The sequence below is a fragment of the Dorea amylophila genome, assembly GCF_025567265.1.
In the GTDB taxonomy this organism is placed as follows: Bacteria; Bacillota; Clostridia; order Lachnospirales; family Lachnospiraceae; genus Dorea_A; species Dorea_A amylophila.
In genome coordinates, this window is the sequence record NZ_JAOQJW010000003.1 from 87,170 (window position 1) to 105,070 (window position 17,901).

Genomic DNA, 17,901 nt, shown 5'->3' on the forward strand with positions numbered 1-17,901 from the left:
TAGTGTACATACAAAAGAAAGCATATCAAGCTAAAGCTCAAGAGAAATAATGGTTTTTTGTTTTGTGCATGTATGATAAAATAAAAGAATACTACAGAGGGAGGTTGTGCAAAATGAGGAAAAAGAAAATATGTAGTATTCTTCTTGCGGCCGTGCTAAGCACCAGCATAGCAGTGATGCCGGTCAGTGCAGCCGGCTGGCAGAAGGACAGTGTCGGGTGGTGGTATCAGGAAGATAATGGCGCTTACCCTAGGAATCAATGGAAACAGGTGAACGGGCAATGGTACTGGTTTAACGGAAATGGTTACATGGTAACCGGCTGGAACTGGATCGGAGGTTCTTGCTATTACATGTATGAATCCGGAGCAATGGCATCCAACACATGGATTGGCGATTATTATGTAAATGCGTCAGGTGCCTGGGTACAGGGAAAGACAAAGGAACAGGCGAAGTGGATAAAAAGCGGAGACCGCTGGTGGTATCGCCATGCAGACGGAAATTATACCAGAAACGGCTGGGAACTTATCGGAGATAACTGGTATCTGTTTGACTCTGCAGGATGGATGCTGACCGGTTGGCAGAAATTAGGAAATGACTGGTATTATATGGAGTCAAGCGGTGCAATGTTAGGACAGGGCTGGCATTGGATCGGAGGTTCCTGCTATTACATGTATGAATCCGGAGCGATGGCATCGGATACCTGGATCGGTGATGACTATGTGAACCCATCAGGTGCATGGGTACCGAATTATGAGCATAAACATGAGTTCACTGAAAAAGTAGACCACAAAAATGCCACCTGTCAGACAGAAGGGTATGATATCTACAAGTGTAGTAAATGCGATGAAACGAAGAAAGTTACGATTGCAAAAATCGATCATGACTATAAATTGACAAAGAAAGTCGATGCAACATGCACTGCTGATGGATACAAAGAGTATACTTGTACCATGTGTGGAAATATCAAGAAAGAAATAACGACTAAGAAGCTCGGGCATGATTTTTCCATAAAGAAAGAACACAAAGATGCCACCTGTCAGGCTGCCGGATACGATCTCTATAAATGCAGCCGATGCAATGAGACGAAAAAGGTAGACATCGCAAAAGTCGATCATAATTATCTGTTAACTAAAACAGTGAAAGCTACCTGCCAGAACGACGGTTACAAGGAGTATACTTGTACCATGTGTGGTGATTCTTATCAAGAGAAACTTGCAAAAGTGCACCATGATTACAAACTGACTAAGAACGCAGCTGCTACTTGCACGGCTGACGGTTACAAGGAATATACCTGCAGCATGTGTGGAAATGTGAAGAAAGAAGTAACGGCTAAGAAACTCGGTCATGATTTCTCCGTAAAGAAGGATCACAAAGATGCCAACTGTCAGGCTGCCGGATACGATCTCTATAAATGCAGCCGATGCAATGAGACGAAAAAGGTAGACATCGCAAAGGTAGACCATGATTACAAACTGACTAAAAAAGCTGATGTAACCTGTACAACGGATGGCTATAAAGAATACACTTGCAGCATGTGTAAAGACTCTTATCGTACAACGATTGCAAAACTTGGACACGACTTTTCAGTTCTTGTAGAGCATAAGGATTCTACTTGTGTAGAGCAAGGATATGATATCTACAAGTGTAGCAGATGTGAAGAAACACAGAAGACAATGTATGATTTAATCCCTCATGATTATGATATGAATACAGAGATTGAAAGAGTAGACTCTACTTGTACAACCAAAGGACATATCAATTATGCTTGTAAGGTTTGTGGAGACATCAAGACAGTGGAACTTCCACTCAATCCAGATAATCATACATATGAAGAAACTGGAAGAGATTTACAATATATTTATTATAAATGTAAAGAATGTGGTGCAACTAAAAAAGAATTTAATGATCAAACTTATACCATTGACTTAGGAAATGGTAAAACAACAACAGTTGTGGGACACTTTGATTTGGAAATGAGACAAGAAATTCTAGATTTAGTAAATAAAAAAAGAGCAATTTTTGGATCAAAACAATTAAGTTTACCACCAATGGACTCTTCTCTTCAAAATGCTGCAAATATTCGTGCATATGAAATTACTTATAGTTATTCTCATACACGTCCAAATGGAGAAAGAGGAATTACTTCTTTCAATGTAGATGGAGAAAATCTAGCAGAAGGATTTACATCGGCTTATGATGTTTGTTATGCATGGTTTGCATCAGAAAGTCATTTGAGAAATATTACAAATAATAGCTATAATACAATGGGTGTTGGTGTATTTTGCGCTAAAACAGATTATGGGTATGAAAATTATTTTTCACAAATGTTTTCATGTGACAAATTCGAATAAAAAGAAACCTACCGCAAAATTTTGCGGTAGGTTTTCTTTAACTAGAATATGTAAAATTTTTAGATTCTTTAATGATAAGTTGTTTTCTTCCATCAACAACAGAACCCATTAAAAGAGGGACTGTCGGTAAATAACGTTTTTTAGAGCTGACAGCACCAAACAAAAATATCCTGACAGTTACAAGGCTTTCTGGCTCTACAACTTGTTCAGGATATTTTTATTTTGGTAAATACATTCTATTTTTGGCCGCAAAAAATCTTCGGTTGGATTTTTACGGCCACATTTTTTCCAGGCAGTTTTTCCCTCAAAATTTTTTTAGTTTTTCGTATAAAAAACGATGGTATTTATTTATATTTCTGCCAATAGCATACAGCATGAATTCTTTATATACCTTATCTAACGAGCGGTAATTAAAACGCCGGAAGTTCTCATTTTCCTTGATATCTCCAAAATGTCCTTCCGTCTGAATGGAACGTGTCTGGCGTTTCAGGATTCCCCGTTCGCTCTGGATATTAGCATGGGATCTTTCTTTCAGTTCCTCCCATTGTTCATTGATCTTCAAGATTTTGTTCTTTTCGGCATCTTTCTCCGCATCATACTTATACAGACAGCGGGCTTTGTGTTCACATCCGTTGCAGTCTGCGCAGCCATATACCTCAAAGGTCTGTGTATATCATTCTGTTTTAAATAAAGCAGATTTTTTTCACTACAGTACCCGCTGTCCGCAGTTACTTCTTCCAGAATACTCCCGAAAGCATTCTTTATATTTCATCAGTCGTTTTCCGTATTGTTCCAGTTCCTCATGCAACTGTTGAAGTGCAAGTTTTCTTTTTCCTTTTCCGTAAACGAATTCGATTCCCTCGTTGTCTGCGATCATCGTGAGATTGTTCTGGAGTTTCCGTATTTCGAGTGGGGAACAGTTATCAATCTCTATAATACGGTTATTGGAGAGTTTTTTATCTTTTACAAGCTTTCGTTTTCTGTTCTTTTCGATCACTTCCCGCACCTTGTCCATTCCTTCAATCACAAACATCTGTGTATTTCCCAGCCCATACTTTACCCCATAATCATTCTCCTGCAAAAAAGCATTATATTTTCCAAAAAGCTGGTCGATAGAATCCAGGAGACCCGCAAGATGGTAATGGATACAAGCCAGAAAAATCTAATTCCTCCATCACTTTTTTCAGGGTATAGACTGGATCGTCGTTAGGTAAACTCAATTCGAAGAAACTAAAGTTAATTTTCTGTTGCCCTAATTCAAAAAAATCATTATAATAATTATTGGTTAGCATAGTTACATTACAACATGTAACGGAGAGAAAGATGGTTGTCATTGGCCATCTTTTTTCTTTTTTCAGATAAATTCAGGGAGGGTATGACTCGTTGTGAGTCATACCCTCCCTGTTTTGGAACTACCTATTTCCCGACAGCCCCTATCTTTCATTTCACAATATTGTTATCTACAATGAATACATTGGTCTCACATACTGGTTCATCAGACTGATTCCGTAGTTCCAGGCTGTTGCCCAGCCCTTTCCGTTTGGATTTTCCTTTTGTCCAAGCCATTCTACATACATTGCGGTTCCTCTTGTCACGAGTGAAAATCTTGGATCGACATTTGCCTGTGTCAGGTTATCTTTTGATGCATATGCTTTCAGATGCTGTACCTGAGCCCTGATTCCTGTCGCAACATCCGGAAAGCTTGCCGGTGTCGGATTCACATCTGTTGCTCCAAGTCCTGCAAAGTTGAACTGTTCAATCTTCACAGATCCACCGAACTGTAAATATCCGGTCTCCTTCATTGCCTGTCCGAATACGACCTCCGGCTTCACACCTTCTTTTGCAGCTTCATCGTATACGATCTGACAGAACTGCTCAAGACTTGCTGCTCCTCCGTTTGCCAGCTGTGCGGCCGGATAAGTTCTGCCACTTTTCTGGTACATTTTTACCATCTTATTTACAACCGTATTCTTGTCACCGCTGATATCTGAACTGCCCATGATCGGTGTCACACCAGTATAAGTTAACGCACCATCTTTTCTTAAATAATACCAGGTTCCATCTACATTCTGGTATCCGGTTGTCATCCAGCCATCTTTATCAAAATAATACCATTCGTTTTCTATGTATTCCCATCCGGATTTTGTACAACTGCCATCTGCATGACGATACCACCAACGTCCGGAAGTATTAACCCACTGTGCCTTTGCAGGAGCCATTGCCGGTTTTTGTTCCGGCTTCTGTACAGACTCATTGTTTTCTTTTTTCTTTCCCGGTTCCCAGGCTCCGGATACATTTACATAATACTCGCCTACCCAGGTATCACTCGCCATCTTTCCGTCTTTGTCGAAATAATAACACTGATTTCCTACCCAGTACCAGCCGTCGCTGACTCTTGCCCCACTGGTGTTCAGATAATACCAGATATTATTCAGTTTCAGCCAGCCTGTTACCATCCAGCCGTCTTTGTCAAAATAATAGTTCTGACCGCCGATTGTTTCCCAATTTGACTTTGTATAACTTCCATCTGCATGACGATACCACCAGCGTCCGGAAGAGTTGATCCATTTATCTACCGGTTTTTCTTTTCCAGGTACCCAGGCTCCGGATGCATTTACATAATACTCTCCTACCCAGGTGTCACTCGCCATCTTTCCGTCTTTGTCGAAATAATAGCACTGATTTCCTATCCAGTACCAGCAATTGCTGATTCTTGCTCCGCTGGTGTTAAAGTAATACCAGATGCCATCCAGTTTCAGCCAGCCCGTCTGCATCGCTCCGTTCGGATTCAGATAATACCAGGTGCCGTTTAAATTCAGCCACCCTGTCTGCATGACGCCGCCGCCATTCAGGTAATACCAGGTACCACCTAAATTAAGCCAACCAACCTGCATCGCCCCGCTGGCATTCAGATAATACCAGACATTGTTCAGTTTCAGCCAGCCTGTCTGCATTGCTCCGTTTGGATTCAGATAATACCAGGTGCCACTTAAGTTCAGCCACCCTGTCTGCATAATTCCGTTTCCATCAAAATGGTACCAAAATCCGTCAATCTTCTCCCAGCAATTCACAGCATACTTTCCGTTGTAATATACGAATTTCCACTGTGAGCCATTCTGCTGCCAGTTACCAAACTGTACGTTACTGTTGATATATTCCAGGATTCCTCTCGCATCGGCCTCTCCCAGTGCTTTCAGCTTCTCGTCTGAGCTGAGATACTTCTGATAATCGCTTGCATTGCTCAAAAATGCATGCTCCACGATAATTCCCGGGAATCCGTTGCGTTTGCTCTGCTGGATCACATAATAATAATCCTGTACTGAACCATCCGGATATTTACTGTTTGCCGAGTTATTGATCTTCACTCCCCGGTTGTATAATCCCAGGCTGACCAGCTGCTTTTGGATACTTGAGGCAAGTTTCTGACCTTCCTGTCCAATATTGGAGCGATAATTGCTATTCGGATAATAGACTTCCGCACCGTATGCACTTGCTCCTGCTGAATTCAGATGAATGCTGACGAACAGATCTGCATTCTTACTCACTGCAAATGTGATTCTGTTTCTCAGATCTGAGCTTACATCCGTAGCACCTCCGACACTGGTATCAGATTCTCGTGTCATATAGACCTGAATTCTTCCGTTTTTCTCCAATGCCTCTTTGCAGTATTTTGCGATCTTAAGTGTTAGTGTCTTCTCATTCGCTCCGTTTCCACTTGTTCCCGGATCGAATCCTCCGTGTCCCGGATCAAGTACCACAACCAGTCTTGTCGATGTACGTCCTGCATATGTCGCAATCTGTGTATCGGCAGACTGTGTATCGATCGCATCGTTGATCACATCCGCAATGCTGTCTTCCTCATGTACGCTTCCATCCTGTGTGATTGCTGTGAAGGATATATCTGCGTCACTAATGTCTGTATTTTCCTCTGTCTTTTCCCCTTCTACAACAGCATCCGGATCTGTCTCACAGATCTGATTGACTGCGAATTTTCCTTCGATTCCACATTTTTTGAAGTTCAAAGAATATTCTTTTCCATCTGCCGTATATGTGATATCTTCTATACTATATGTTCCTGTCCAGGATTCATCTTCATATGTCATCTCGAACACTGCCGCTGATTCCTGAATCTCTGAAGCTTCTACCGAATACTCTTCATTGGTCGATGTGTTTTTGTATCTTAATACCGCTCCTGTAAGAACCGTATCTTTGTTATACCCAACTACAATTTTCTGCGTTCCCGGTGTTGTCACGCTTGGTTTGTCTACGACTACATATTCCAGTGCCGGTTCTGTGCTTTTGCCCTGCTCGGAAGCCTCTACACTCGACACCGTCAGAAGTGACAATACCATTGCAACACACAGCATTACCGAGATGATACCACGCATGTGTCTTTTTTTCATTGTTTCTCCTTTCTTCTTCAGCTTTTTACCTTTTTTTACTCGTATATCATAGCATTCTATCTACGAAAAGTCAAAGAAAGAAGGCGGCACTCGCTTGTGCCGCCTTTCTCTACTTCCTTATTCAATTACTTGACCCATCTTCCATTCCGATCAAATACATATTTTACTCCACCGATTCTATGCTCACCTGTGTATAATCTTCCGGTTGTTCCTGCATAATACCAGCTGCCGTCATATAATTTCCAGCCATTTTTCTGAAGAATTCCGTTCTGATCAAACAGGTATAAGCCCTTAGACGTTCCATATATTCCTGTAATCATTCTTCCATAAGACAAGAAGTAATTTCCAAGCATTCCATCATATGGCTTTCCATCTTTAAAATAGTACCAGATTGCTTCTCCCTCATATGTAACCTTATACCAGCCCTCTCTGGAAACATCTATTTTCTTTCCACTTTCATCGTGCAGGAAGTATTTACCACTTTCACTATTATATTCAAGAGTACTTGCTATCATATGACCGCCAGTATAGAATGTGTATTCTGTACCGCCTATTTTCTTTGTAGTTCCAGATACCAGTTTTCCGTTTTCTACGTAAAACCATTCATTCCACGGTGTTTTCTTCCAACCAGCAGTTGTATCCAGATGTCCGTCATTGTTAATCCAATAATAATTTCCCGTCTTTTCATCGCACAAAGCGGAATTCCGTTTCATATAGCCACGACCTTCAAAGTAATAGGTTGCTCCGTTTATTGTTTTTTTGCCTGGCTCAACTGGAGAACCATTTTCCACATAACGCCAGTCACCGTATTCCATCAATACCCAGCAAGTTCCCTTTACTTCGCCTTGCCATGCGCCACTGCCAGAAAACTTATTTAATGTACCGTTAATCTCTACAAGATCATTGGAAACCATAAATCCATCTTCAAAATAATATCTTGTGCCGTTAATATTCCTCCAGCCATCATTAACTGCAACAATATCTCCGGTTTTTTCATCTTTTTCCAGATACATCCAATCATTCATTCTCTGTACCCAACCGGATACACATGTCCCATCCTGTCCGACATAAGAGTATCTGCCAGGAGTATTTTTTGCCGGAACGAGGCTATTCGTAAGCATCTTGCCGTTTTCAAGATAATACATATCATCTTTCCATCCGGTCGGTAATGTACCGTTATCCACATAATACCAGTCACCATCGGCCAGATGCCATCCGGTCTTCTGATCTTCCAAAGTCATCACTTTATGACCATTTTCGTCAAAGATAAATGTCTTATCACCTATTTGCGTCACTCCGACTGCCATAGATCCGGTTTCAGTCAGATAAAAGTCTCCATGCCACTGGTTTTTAAGAATATTTCCTTCGTTATCTGTAAAATACCATTCCAACTGATCCAGTACCCAGTTGTTTGTGATGATTACACCGCTGTTATCAGTATAATATTCGTAACTTTTCTCTCCATCCCAGACATAGAAATTTCCGCTCTGCATGATTCCTTCAGAGTCCATATAATAACGTTTTCCGCCAACTGTAATGAACTCATCACGGGCTGCTTCTCCATTAGCTTTTACATAATACCAGGAACCGTTTACTAACTTCCATCCCTGTGATCTGTCAATTGCACCCTTCGTATTTGCATACAGTACCTTGTCTTCCTCACCGTCAACATAACATGTAAACACACCTGTCTGCATTATGCCGTCCCAATCAAAATAGTACTCAGCATTACCAATTTTTAATACCTGATTTCTTACTACTACTCCTTCTGAATTAAACCAAAGCCATTTACCAAGCTGACCTGAATAATGCCATGTATTCTTCTTTTCAACAATCTGTCCACCAGGTTCTGCCCAATATTCATTATCATTTACCCAGAAGTGTCCTGATGCCATTACTCCATTATAATAGAAATAATACTTGGATCCGTTAATCACTTCAAATGTATCCTGTAACATCTTTCCATCTTTATAATAATACCAGTCTTCTCCTGACTTCTTCCATCCGTTTTGTCCCTTTGTATCAACAAGTGTTAATATGCCGTCATCACCTGCACGGTAAAGTACACCCTGTACGACTACTTCCTGATTTCTTAACATTTTTCCGTCACTATCGAAGTAGTAATAATTATCTCCTTCTTCCAAGACTTGATTGCGATACTTTGTATAATCACTTCCGAAATATTCATCTCCGTACCAGCCTTGTCTTAAATATCCGTTTTCATCTGCCCAAATATACCCTGTGATCCATTCCTGTTTTTCCTTATCCCAGTATGAAATCCATTCCTGGCTGTCTCTTAGCATGATTCCATTATCACCAAAGTAATAGCCATGTGTACCGTCTTCGTCTTCGATTTCTGCAATCACATTGGTGAACATCTTATCATTTTCATAATAAAAGTAATTGCCGTCTTCGTCTTCATACCAGCCATTTTTCACTTCAGCTTCTTCTTCACCTTCACCGCTTTGAGCAGCTGCTGTTCCGTTCTGTGCCGTTAGCGCTGAATTTTCATTTGCAGATGGTGTATTGCCTGCATCCTGAGCATTTTGAACGGTACCCTTTTGTTCTTCCTGTTCCGGAGTTTCTTCTTGTACTGTCTCGTCTGCATTCTGGCTATCCTGCTCTTCCTGCACATCCGGTGTTGCCTCAGAAGCTTCTGTCTTTTCCGTCACTTCGCTGCTCTGTGTGATGGCTTGTGCATCTGCCACATTGTCCGCTGCCATAGTAGGTGTTACGGTTGCTGTACTTAACGCTGCTACGCACAGCAATGCGCATACTTTTTGTTTTTTCATACCTTTTTCCTCCTGTGGGTTCGTTATATGTTTATTTTATCATACAATTCTCTGTTTTAAAATATATTTTTCATACATTTTTCACAGTTTTATCACACTTTTTTCATATATTTTTCACACTTTTTTCTCAATTTTGTTTTTAGTTCAAAAAAGGAAGACAGCAATGCCGTCTTCCTTTAAACTCTTGTTCTTTTTTATCTAACCCATCGTCCCATATCATCAAACAGGTATGTAACGCCTCCTATCTTTCTTTCGCCGGTATACAATCTTCCGGTCTTTCCTGCATAATACCAGGTTCCGTTTTCACAAATCCATCCATTCGTTCTCAGATGTCCGTCCTTATCAAACATATATATTCCTGACATTGTAGATACATATCCGGATGTCATATATCCGTTATAGCCAAAATAATAGCCATTTAACCATCCACTTGCCGGTTTTCCTGATACAAAGTAATACCAACATGTTTCACCATAAACTTTTGCCTGATACCATCCGTTTGTACACACCTGTCTGGATCCGGAATCATCATACAGATAACATCTTCCATTGTCTTCCCGCATTCCTATATACATAGACGGATTAAAATAATATTCTGAACCATTCACTTTTTTATTTCCGGTAACAATATTTCCATTTTCAAGATAATACCAGCTTCCCCATTTTGTCTGTCTCCATCCGGTTCCTTCATCTATGTTTCCATTTAAATTAATCCAGTAATATTTAAATCCATCGCTGGAATATTCTGAATATAATGAATTAGATATCATTTCGCCATCATTATAAAAATAATACGTCAGATTACCGATTTTCTTTTTCTCCTTTGTATTCAGAGAACCATCTGCATTAACATAATACCATGCTCCTGTTTCTGATTGTTTCCACCCTTGTGCTGAAAGATCTCTTGGAATCCATGCTCCGCTGTTAGCAAATTCGTATAATTTTTCATTTATATTTTTTATCGTATTTGATACCATAATTGAATATTCATCAAAATAATACCAGGTTCCATTTATCTGTTTCCATTCCTGCTTTGCAAGCAGATATTCCTTTGTTTTTTCATCTTTGTCTGCGTACTGCCATTCATGCAGACCACTGTCATACCGCCATCCCTTTTGCACTTTTCCGTCTGCTCCAACGTAGCAGTATCTATCTTCTGCATTTTCTGCCGGAACTTCTATATTAGTTGCCATTTTCCCATCAGATATATAGTATGTTCCATCCAGCCATCCATCATAGGCTTCTCCGTCTTTTGTGTAATACCAGTTTCCGTCATACAGCTGCCATCCGTCTTTCTCTCCGACAATGCCTTCTTTTTTTCCGTTTTCATCAAAAACATATGTCTTTCCATCAATCTCAGCTGCTCCGACTGCCATACTGCCATCATCCATGAAATAATAGCCCTTTGCCCACTGGTTCCGATATAACTTTCCGTCTTTTCCGGCATAGTACCACTCCAGGTCTGTTCTTACCCAGTTATCCTTTATAAACGCCCCATTGCTATCCGTAACATAATAATTATAATCTCCAGATTCACTGTCATATATATTTATCTTTCCAGTTTCCATCTGTCCATTATAATCAAGATAATATTTTTCACTTCCTATCTCTACGATCTCATTTATAGCTGCCGATCCATCTTTCTTCACATAATACCAATTTCCAGCAGAATCCTTTTTCCATCCCTGTTGTTCATTAATAATTCCCGATCCATCCGCATATATCTGTTTACTTACATATTCTTTTTTATCTTCGTCATATGTAGAAATCCAGAATACTCCTGTCTGCATTGCTCCATCATAGCCAACATAATATTTCTTTCCTGCATCTTTCACGAAACTGTTCAATATCAATGAATCAGCACCATTAAACCAATACCATTTATCTGTTTGGCTAGAATGATACCATCCATGTTTACCATTCACAACTTCTCCATTTGGTTCTGCCAGATAACAGATTGGAGACATCGGATCTGGATAAAATGCTCCTGTAGACATCTTACCATCTTTTTCAAAATGATATCTAACTCCATTTATCTCTTTAAAAGAATCTTTGATTAATGCTCCGTTCTCATAATAATACCAGTTATTTCCAGCTAAACGCCATCCATTTTCCTTAGACGTATCAACAAGCGTTAAGATTCCATTTTCATCTGCCTTATATCTTTTCCCTTCAATAATAATCTCTGTATTCTTAATCAGACGGCCATCTCCATTGAAATAATATAATTTTCCATCTTCTTCCAGGAATTTATCATTATATCTGAAATAATCTTCTCCGTAGTACTCATCATCACCATTAAACCATCCATGTTGCAAGCATCCATTTTCATCTGCACGAATCCATCCCGATACCCATGTCCCGTCTTTCAAATATGCTATCTGTCTCCACGTATCTTTCAGCATAATACCATTATAATCAAAATAAAATGCCTTCACGCCATCTTCCGAAGCTATTTCTTTTATTGTATTTTCAAGTGCCACACCATATTCATAATAATATGTATTGCCTTTTTGATCAACATACCACCCTTCTTTCGGAATATTTTTTTCTTCCTCATCTGCGCTCTGGGTTTCTGATTGTTCCGGCACTTCTTCTATTATTGTATGCTGATCCTTCTGACCTTGTACACTGTCTTGGTTTTCATCTGCCTGTTCGGAATTCTCTATCGCTTCTTCTGGATCCGTATGATCAGTCGTCTCCTTGTTACCTATCCCGGCATTCTCCGACACTTCATCATTCTCCGCTCCATCTGTCACATTCCTCTGTTCTTGATTGGCTTCGTTCTGCACCTGCGCCGTGTTGCCTTCAGTTGCCATAACAGGTGTTACTGTTGCTGTACTGATTGCCGTTATGCATAACAATGCACATACCTTTTTCCGTTTCATTCACTTCTCCTCCTAATAGTATAAATGATTATGTCTCATTTTATCATACAAATTATCTTTTTTTAACTTATTTCCACACTTATTCCATATATTTTTCATACTTTTTCATAATTCTATTTTTACCGCAAAAAATTCTTTAATTAAATGTTATTATCCTGTATAATAATGTAATAGAAATCAAAGGAGGAAATGGTAATGAACAAAAAGATTCCCCAATATCTAAAATTAACTTTTGCAGCCAGCATTCTTGGAACGTCATTATTAACAGGCTTTCCGACAAATGCATACGCAGAAGATACCCTTACTGTTTTAGATGTTAACGCAACACAAAACGGATGGTCACTTCAAGATGGCACCTGGTACTACTACAAAGACGGTATTCTGTTAACAAATACCTGGATTACATCAGGCGGTCAATATTACTATTTGGGCGAAGATGGGTCTATGCAGACGAATACCTGGATTGGTAATTATTATGTTGATTCTAACGGTGTCTGGCTTACGAACTACCAACCTGCGAAATGGATGCAGACAAACGGGAAATGGTGGTATCGCAACGAAGATGGATCTTATCCGCATGGCACCTGGGAAACAATCAATGGAACGCAGTACTATTTTGACAATTCTGGTTATATGGCTTCCGGCTGGCAGATCATTAATGGGAAATGGTATTATTTTAACGGAAGCGGTATAATGCAGAGCAATACTTGGATTGTATCATCCGGAAAATATTATTATATGGGTGAAGATGGAACCATGCTGACCAATACCTGGATTGGTGACTATTATGTTGATTCTAACGGTGTCTGGCTTACGAACTACCAACCTGCGAAATGGATGCAGACAAACGGGAAATGGTGGTACCGTAACGAAGATGGATCTTATCCGGCAAATACCTGGAAAGAAATCAATAATAACTGGTACTATTTTGATTCTGCCGGTTATCTGATAACAAACGACTGGAAAAAAGTCGGTGGATCATGGTATTACTTTGATGGAAACGGCATCATGCTGACCGGTAACCAAACAATTGACAATAAAAAATATTATTTCAACGAAGACGGCAGCATGCATACTGGATGGCTGGATACCTGGTATTATTACGATGAGTCCGGTGCTATGGTCACTGGCTGGAAAAAAATTGATGGAAACTGGTACTATTTCCATAAAGAAGAAGGTTGGAAATATAGCGACTCACTGGCAGAAATAGATGGTGACTATTATAGTTTCAATTCCGATGGCACCATGCATACCGGTTGGTTTCAAGCAGGCCTATGGCACTATTGTGACGAAGGATCCGGAAAAGCACATAAAGGATGGCTAACTCTAAATAATGTAAAATATTATTTTGATGAAGACTATACATATATGTATACCGGAAGATCGACAATTAATGGCAAAGAGTATTGTTTCAATTCTGATGGAAGCATGTTGACTGGTTGGTATACTGAAAAAAGCAGATGGGCAGATGATGGTTCCGACTATATCAGTAAATTATATTTTGACAAAGACGGGACATTACATACCGGATGGCTTTCTGTCGATGGGAAAAAATATTGGGCCAACAGCTATGGTTATATAGCAAAAAGTGATCCAAGTGATCCACACATCGGTGAAAATATCGCACTTCGCGATATAGACGGTTCCACATATGGCTTTGATGAAAATGGCATTATGCTGATTGGTCGTCATAAATATGTCAATACAAAAACCGGTTCCAATCGGTTGCTTTGTTTTGACAAGGACGGAAAAGCAATCACAGGATGGTATGAAGAAGACGGAAAGAAATACTATGTTTCCCACGGTTTCTTATTAACCAATACTCGATATAAGATCGATGGTGTCATTTACACTTTTGATGAGAACGGTGTGGCCACTCCTGAAACTCCTCATTATAAATAACAACTAATTTTTTTGATCTATAGCATACAAAAAGGGACCGCTACACAAAAATGTGTAGCGATCCCTTTTTTACTTCTAATATACAACAACTTTTGTTCCAGCAGGAATATTATCATAAATCCATTTTGCATTCTGGATTTCCAATCTTACGCAGCCATGTGACAGAGGAATTCCAACTCTTCCATCCATCAGGCTTCCATTACGCTTGTTATACAGTACACTATGGAACAGATAATTTCCATAAAACTGTGTATACCAGTAACATCTCGCTGAACCGGAATCAAAATAATATCCCTTTGACTGAACCGTAAATGTTCCGGATACGGTCGGTGTTGCTGCTGCTCCCGGTGCACACTGCCAAAATTTACTCATATTCCATGCTCCTAAACGACCATTAAATATTCCAACTCTGCAGGTTGCCCTGTTAACCAGAATCAGATAATTGGTATTACTTGCATATGCCTGTGCCTTTGCAGTCATCATAGCCATGTCTGTCGGAACCATTGCTCCGCTGGCTCCAAGGTAGTATCCGTCAATATATCTGTTCTTTGCCATCATACCCCAGATTCCGCCATGCGAATCATTCTGGTAATACATATAGTACCATCTTCCACCTACTAACTGCCAACCAGTCTTCATGGCACCATCTTCGCCAAGATAATACCAGTCAGATCCTGCTGCCAGCCAGTTCTTAGCCATTGCTCCGCTTCCATTGAAATAATACCAGCTTCCATTGACTGCTTTCCAGCCGCCGGATACCATCTTATTATTATTCTGCGGATCTAAATAATACCATGTTCCATTCACATTTTTCCAACCGGATGCCGGCAGACCTGATTCGTTATAATAATACCACGCTCCATTTTCTGCATACCATCCTTCACGCATAGCTCCTGCTTTGTCAAAATGATATGTAACACCATTTATCACTTTTGAGCAATTTGTCACAAGCAACCCCGGATATTCTGTATTATTTCCATCCAGATAGTACCACGCTCCAGCTACTCTTCTCCATCCTGTCGCTCTGACCCCTGACGGATCCTGATAGTACCAACCTTCCGGATATTGTTTCCATCCTCTTACCATTGCACCATCTGCATTAAAATAATAAGTGGTTCCATCAATTATTTTCTCAGGATCATTAACCATCAGTCCCGGGTATTCTATATTATTTTCGTCCAGATAATACCACTCTCTGTTGATATTTCTCCATCCATAGATTTTTGCACCATCCGGTGTCGCATAATACCAACCTTCCGGATACTGTTGCCAACCACTTTTCATAGTTCCAGTTTCAGCAAAGAAATACGTATTTCCATCAATGACTTTCTGCTGCCCTGCAACCATCAGATCCGGGTGTTCTGCATTATTTCCATCCAGATAATACCATGCTCCGCCAATATTATTCCAGCCGTTTACAAATGTTCCGTCTGTCTGCGCATAATACCAGCCTTCCTCTTTCAGAATCCAGCCGGTCTGCATTGCTCCACTTGCATCAAATCCGTAATACTTTCCATTGATTTCTTTAATCTGGTCTGCTGTCATCATTCCCGGATGTTCCGGATTCTCACCGTCCAGATAATACCATGTATTTCCCTGCAGACACCACCCTGTTTTCAGGTTTCCTGCTTCGTCATACAGATACCACTCTCCACTTTCGGCCTGATACCATCCGATATGAATTGGTTCTTTTTCTTCATTGTCTTTTGGTTCATCCGGATTCTCTTTATCCTGATCTTTTTCATCAACAATCGATAATTCATTCGAATCATTAGTGATCCCGTCTGCATCCTGTACCTCTTCCTGTGCATTTGGCAGTCCGGACACCTGACCGTATTCTGCTGCCGATATGCCTGTCGGTGTCAGCATAGTTACAGCCATTGCCAACGCAACCAGAACCTTCCTTCTCTTTTTCATAATACTCCTCCTTGTCCTTATAAATATCTTCTTACTCCAACTAAGGAATTCCCTTTATCCCAGGTTTCATAATAGTCTACTCCCTGAATCAGTGTTCCGTACTTGGAATTAAGTGCGTGCATCAACATTCCATCTCCCAGATACAGCGCAACATGGCTGATACTTCCAGATTTGTCAGCATACAGTAAAATATCCCCTGATTTCCATAAGCTCTTATCCTTTTTACTGATTGCAATTCCTTCTGTTGCCTGATCATATGAAGATCTTGGAATCGTTATTCCCAGATATTTTAATGCCCATTGTGTAAATCCACTGCAATCCCAGCCTTTCGTTGTAGCTCCTCCATAAAGGTAAGGGGTTGTTACATATTTTTTTATTTCTTCAATTTTCTTTTCGATACTTTCAACAGCAACGCCACTGTTTCCAATCGTCCAGCCATCGATCTCAGTATTTGTAGCCATTAGTCCTTCTTTATATCCTGATGTGTTCGGATCATTCGCTTTATAAAAATAATACCATTTATTATCAATTAACTGCCAGCCTGTCCGCATTGCTCCGTCACTACCCAAATAGTAACCGTTATTCCAACCAGTTTTCATTGCTCCGCTATTATCCAGCCAGTACCAGTTATTTCCTAATCGAATCCAGCCAGTGCTCATAATACCAGCTTTTTCCGGATTCAAATAATACCATTTTCCGTTAATTTTCTGCCAGCCTTCTGTTATTGCTCCATTTGTATTGGCATAATACCAGCCTTCTGCACTTTTAATCCAACCAGTCTGCATTGCTCCACTTGCATTGAAGCTATATCTGGTTCCGTTTATTATACATTTTTGATTCGCTTCCATCAGCCCCGGATATGTCGTATTATTTCCATCCAAATAATACCATGTCCTGCCAATTTGTTTCCATCCGCTTACTATTACTCCATTTTCATTGGCATAATACCAACCTTCTGCGCTTTGGATCCAGCCTGTCTGCATTGCTCCACTCGCATTGAAACTATATCGGGCTCCGTTTATTGTACATTTTTGATTCGCTGCCATCAACCCCGGATACGTTGTATTATTTTCGTCCAGATAATACCAAACTCCCCCTATTAACTGCCAGCCTGTCTGCATAATCCCACTTGAATTTGTCCAGTACCAGCCTTCTGCCTTTTTGATCCAGCCTGTCTGCATAATTCCGGTTGTATCAAAGCTGTATGTTGCACCACCTATGTATTTCTTACAATCAGTAAGCATAGCCCCTGCATTTGCTGTATCTAGATAATACCAGTTATTATTATATCTTAACCAGCCTGTTTTCTGTGTCCCATCTGTATTATAATAATACCATACGTTCCCTTCCAAATTCCAGCCCGTTTTTTTTATTGCATATTCATCTGTTCCTGCAACATCTTCTGTATAACTCTCAGTTACATTTTCTGTATTCTCTGATACATTCTCACTTTCAACGACATATTCTGTGTTTTGTATTGGATTCTCTTCTGCATATATCAGATTTCCAATCTGTACAAAAATCATCACAGTTCCAACTGCTATTCCTGTTTTTATTATTTTCTTCATTATGAACCTTCTTTCCATTACAATCTCATCTAGTATACACGATTTACTCACAAAATTCAAATTTTAGAGAAGACAAAATG

The 17,901-nt window shown here is 40.0% G+C and carries 7 protein-coding genes and 1 pseudogene; 2 read left to right on the forward strand and 6 right to left on the reverse strand.

The genetic code is table 11. The annotated features are described in order from the left end of the window. Window positions 1-113 precede the first annotated feature (113 nt). Window positions 114-2,351 (forward strand): hypothetical protein, encoded by a 2,238-nt coding sequence (locus OCV72_RS02360; RefSeq protein ID WP_055281653.1) that lies wholly within the window; start codon window positions 114-116, stop codon window positions 2,349-2,351. A gap of 279 nt (window positions 2,352-2,630) precedes the next feature. On the opposite strand, the pseudogene OCV72_RS16915 reads toward OCV72_RS02360, so the two are convergent. The 4 genes and pseudogenes from OCV72_RS16915 to OCV72_RS02380 form a co-directional block, all read right to left on the reverse strand. Beyond that, window positions 2,631-3,513 (reverse strand): annotated as a pseudogene (locus OCV72_RS16915) (transposase); the annotation flags it as partial. Between the two features lie 298 nt (window positions 3,514-3,811). Further along, entirely contained in the window at window positions 3,812-6,754 is a 2,943-nt protein-coding gene (locus OCV72_RS02370; RefSeq protein ID WP_055281655.1) for an N-acetylmuramoyl-L-alanine amidase, read from the reverse strand. 125 nt (window positions 6,755-6,879) lie between these two features. Then, window positions 6,880-9,546 carry a hypothetical protein gene (locus OCV72_RS02375; RefSeq protein WP_055281657.1) on the reverse strand — a complete coding sequence of 889 codons (2,667 nt, stop codon included), beginning with the start codon at window positions 9,544-9,546 and terminating at the stop codon, window positions 6,880-6,882. A 194-nt stretch (window positions 9,547-9,740) separates the two neighbouring features. Further along, window positions 9,741-12,434 carry a hypothetical protein gene (locus OCV72_RS02380; protein ID WP_055281660.1) on the reverse strand — a complete coding sequence of 898 codons (2,694 nt, stop codon included), beginning with the start codon at window positions 12,432-12,434 and terminating at the stop codon, window positions 9,741-9,743. A gap of 195 nt (window positions 12,435-12,629) precedes the next feature. Here OCV72_RS02380 and OCV72_RS02385 point away from each other — a divergent pair, with 195 nt between their 5' ends. Further along, window positions 12,630-14,336: a hypothetical protein gene (locus OCV72_RS02385; protein WP_055281662.1), complete on the forward strand. Its 1,707-nt coding sequence runs from the start codon at window positions 12,630-12,632 to the stop codon at window positions 14,334-14,336. 75 nt (window positions 14,337-14,411) lie between these two features. On the opposite strand, the gene OCV72_RS02390 is transcribed toward OCV72_RS02385, so the two are convergent. Next, a complete protein-coding gene (locus OCV72_RS02390) occupies window positions 14,412-16,253 on the reverse strand; it encodes a L,D-transpeptidase family protein (protein ID WP_055281664.1) in 1,842 nt (613 codons plus the stop codon). 17 nt (window positions 16,254-16,270) lie between these two features. Further along, on the reverse strand, window positions 16,271-17,821 hold the full coding sequence (locus OCV72_RS02395; RefSeq protein WP_055281667.1) for an NlpC/P60 family protein: 1,551 nt from the start codon (window positions 17,819-17,821) through the stop codon (window positions 16,271-16,273). Between the last annotated feature and the right edge of the window lie 80 nt (window positions 17,822-17,901).

Coding starts and splice junctions, on each gene's coding strand:
- OCV72_RS02360 (WP_055281653.1), top strand. CDS start 114: ATGAGGAAAAAGAAAATATGTAGTATTCTTCTTGCGGCCGTGCTAAGC.
- OCV72_RS02385 (WP_055281662.1), top strand. CDS start 12,630: ATGAACAAAAAGATTCCCCAATATCTAAAATTAACTTTTGCAGCCAGC.
- OCV72_RS02375 (WP_055281657.1), bottom strand. CDS start 9,546: ATGAAAAAACAAAAAGTATGCGCATTGCTGTGCGTAGCAGCGTTAAGT.
- OCV72_RS02395 (WP_055281667.1), bottom strand. CDS start 17,821: ATGAAGAAAATAATAAAAACAGGAATAGCAGTTGGAACTGTGATGATT.
- OCV72_RS02390 (WP_055281664.1), bottom strand. CDS start 16,253: ATGAAAAAGAGAAGGAAGGTTCTGGTTGCGTTGGCAATGGCTGTAACT.
- OCV72_RS02370 (WP_055281655.1), bottom strand. CDS start 6,754: ATGAAAAAAAGACACATGCGTGGTATCATCTCGGTAATGCTGTGTGTT.
- OCV72_RS02380 (WP_055281660.1), bottom strand. CDS start 12,434: ATGAAACGGAAAAAGGTATGTGCATTGTTATGCATAACGGCAATCAGT.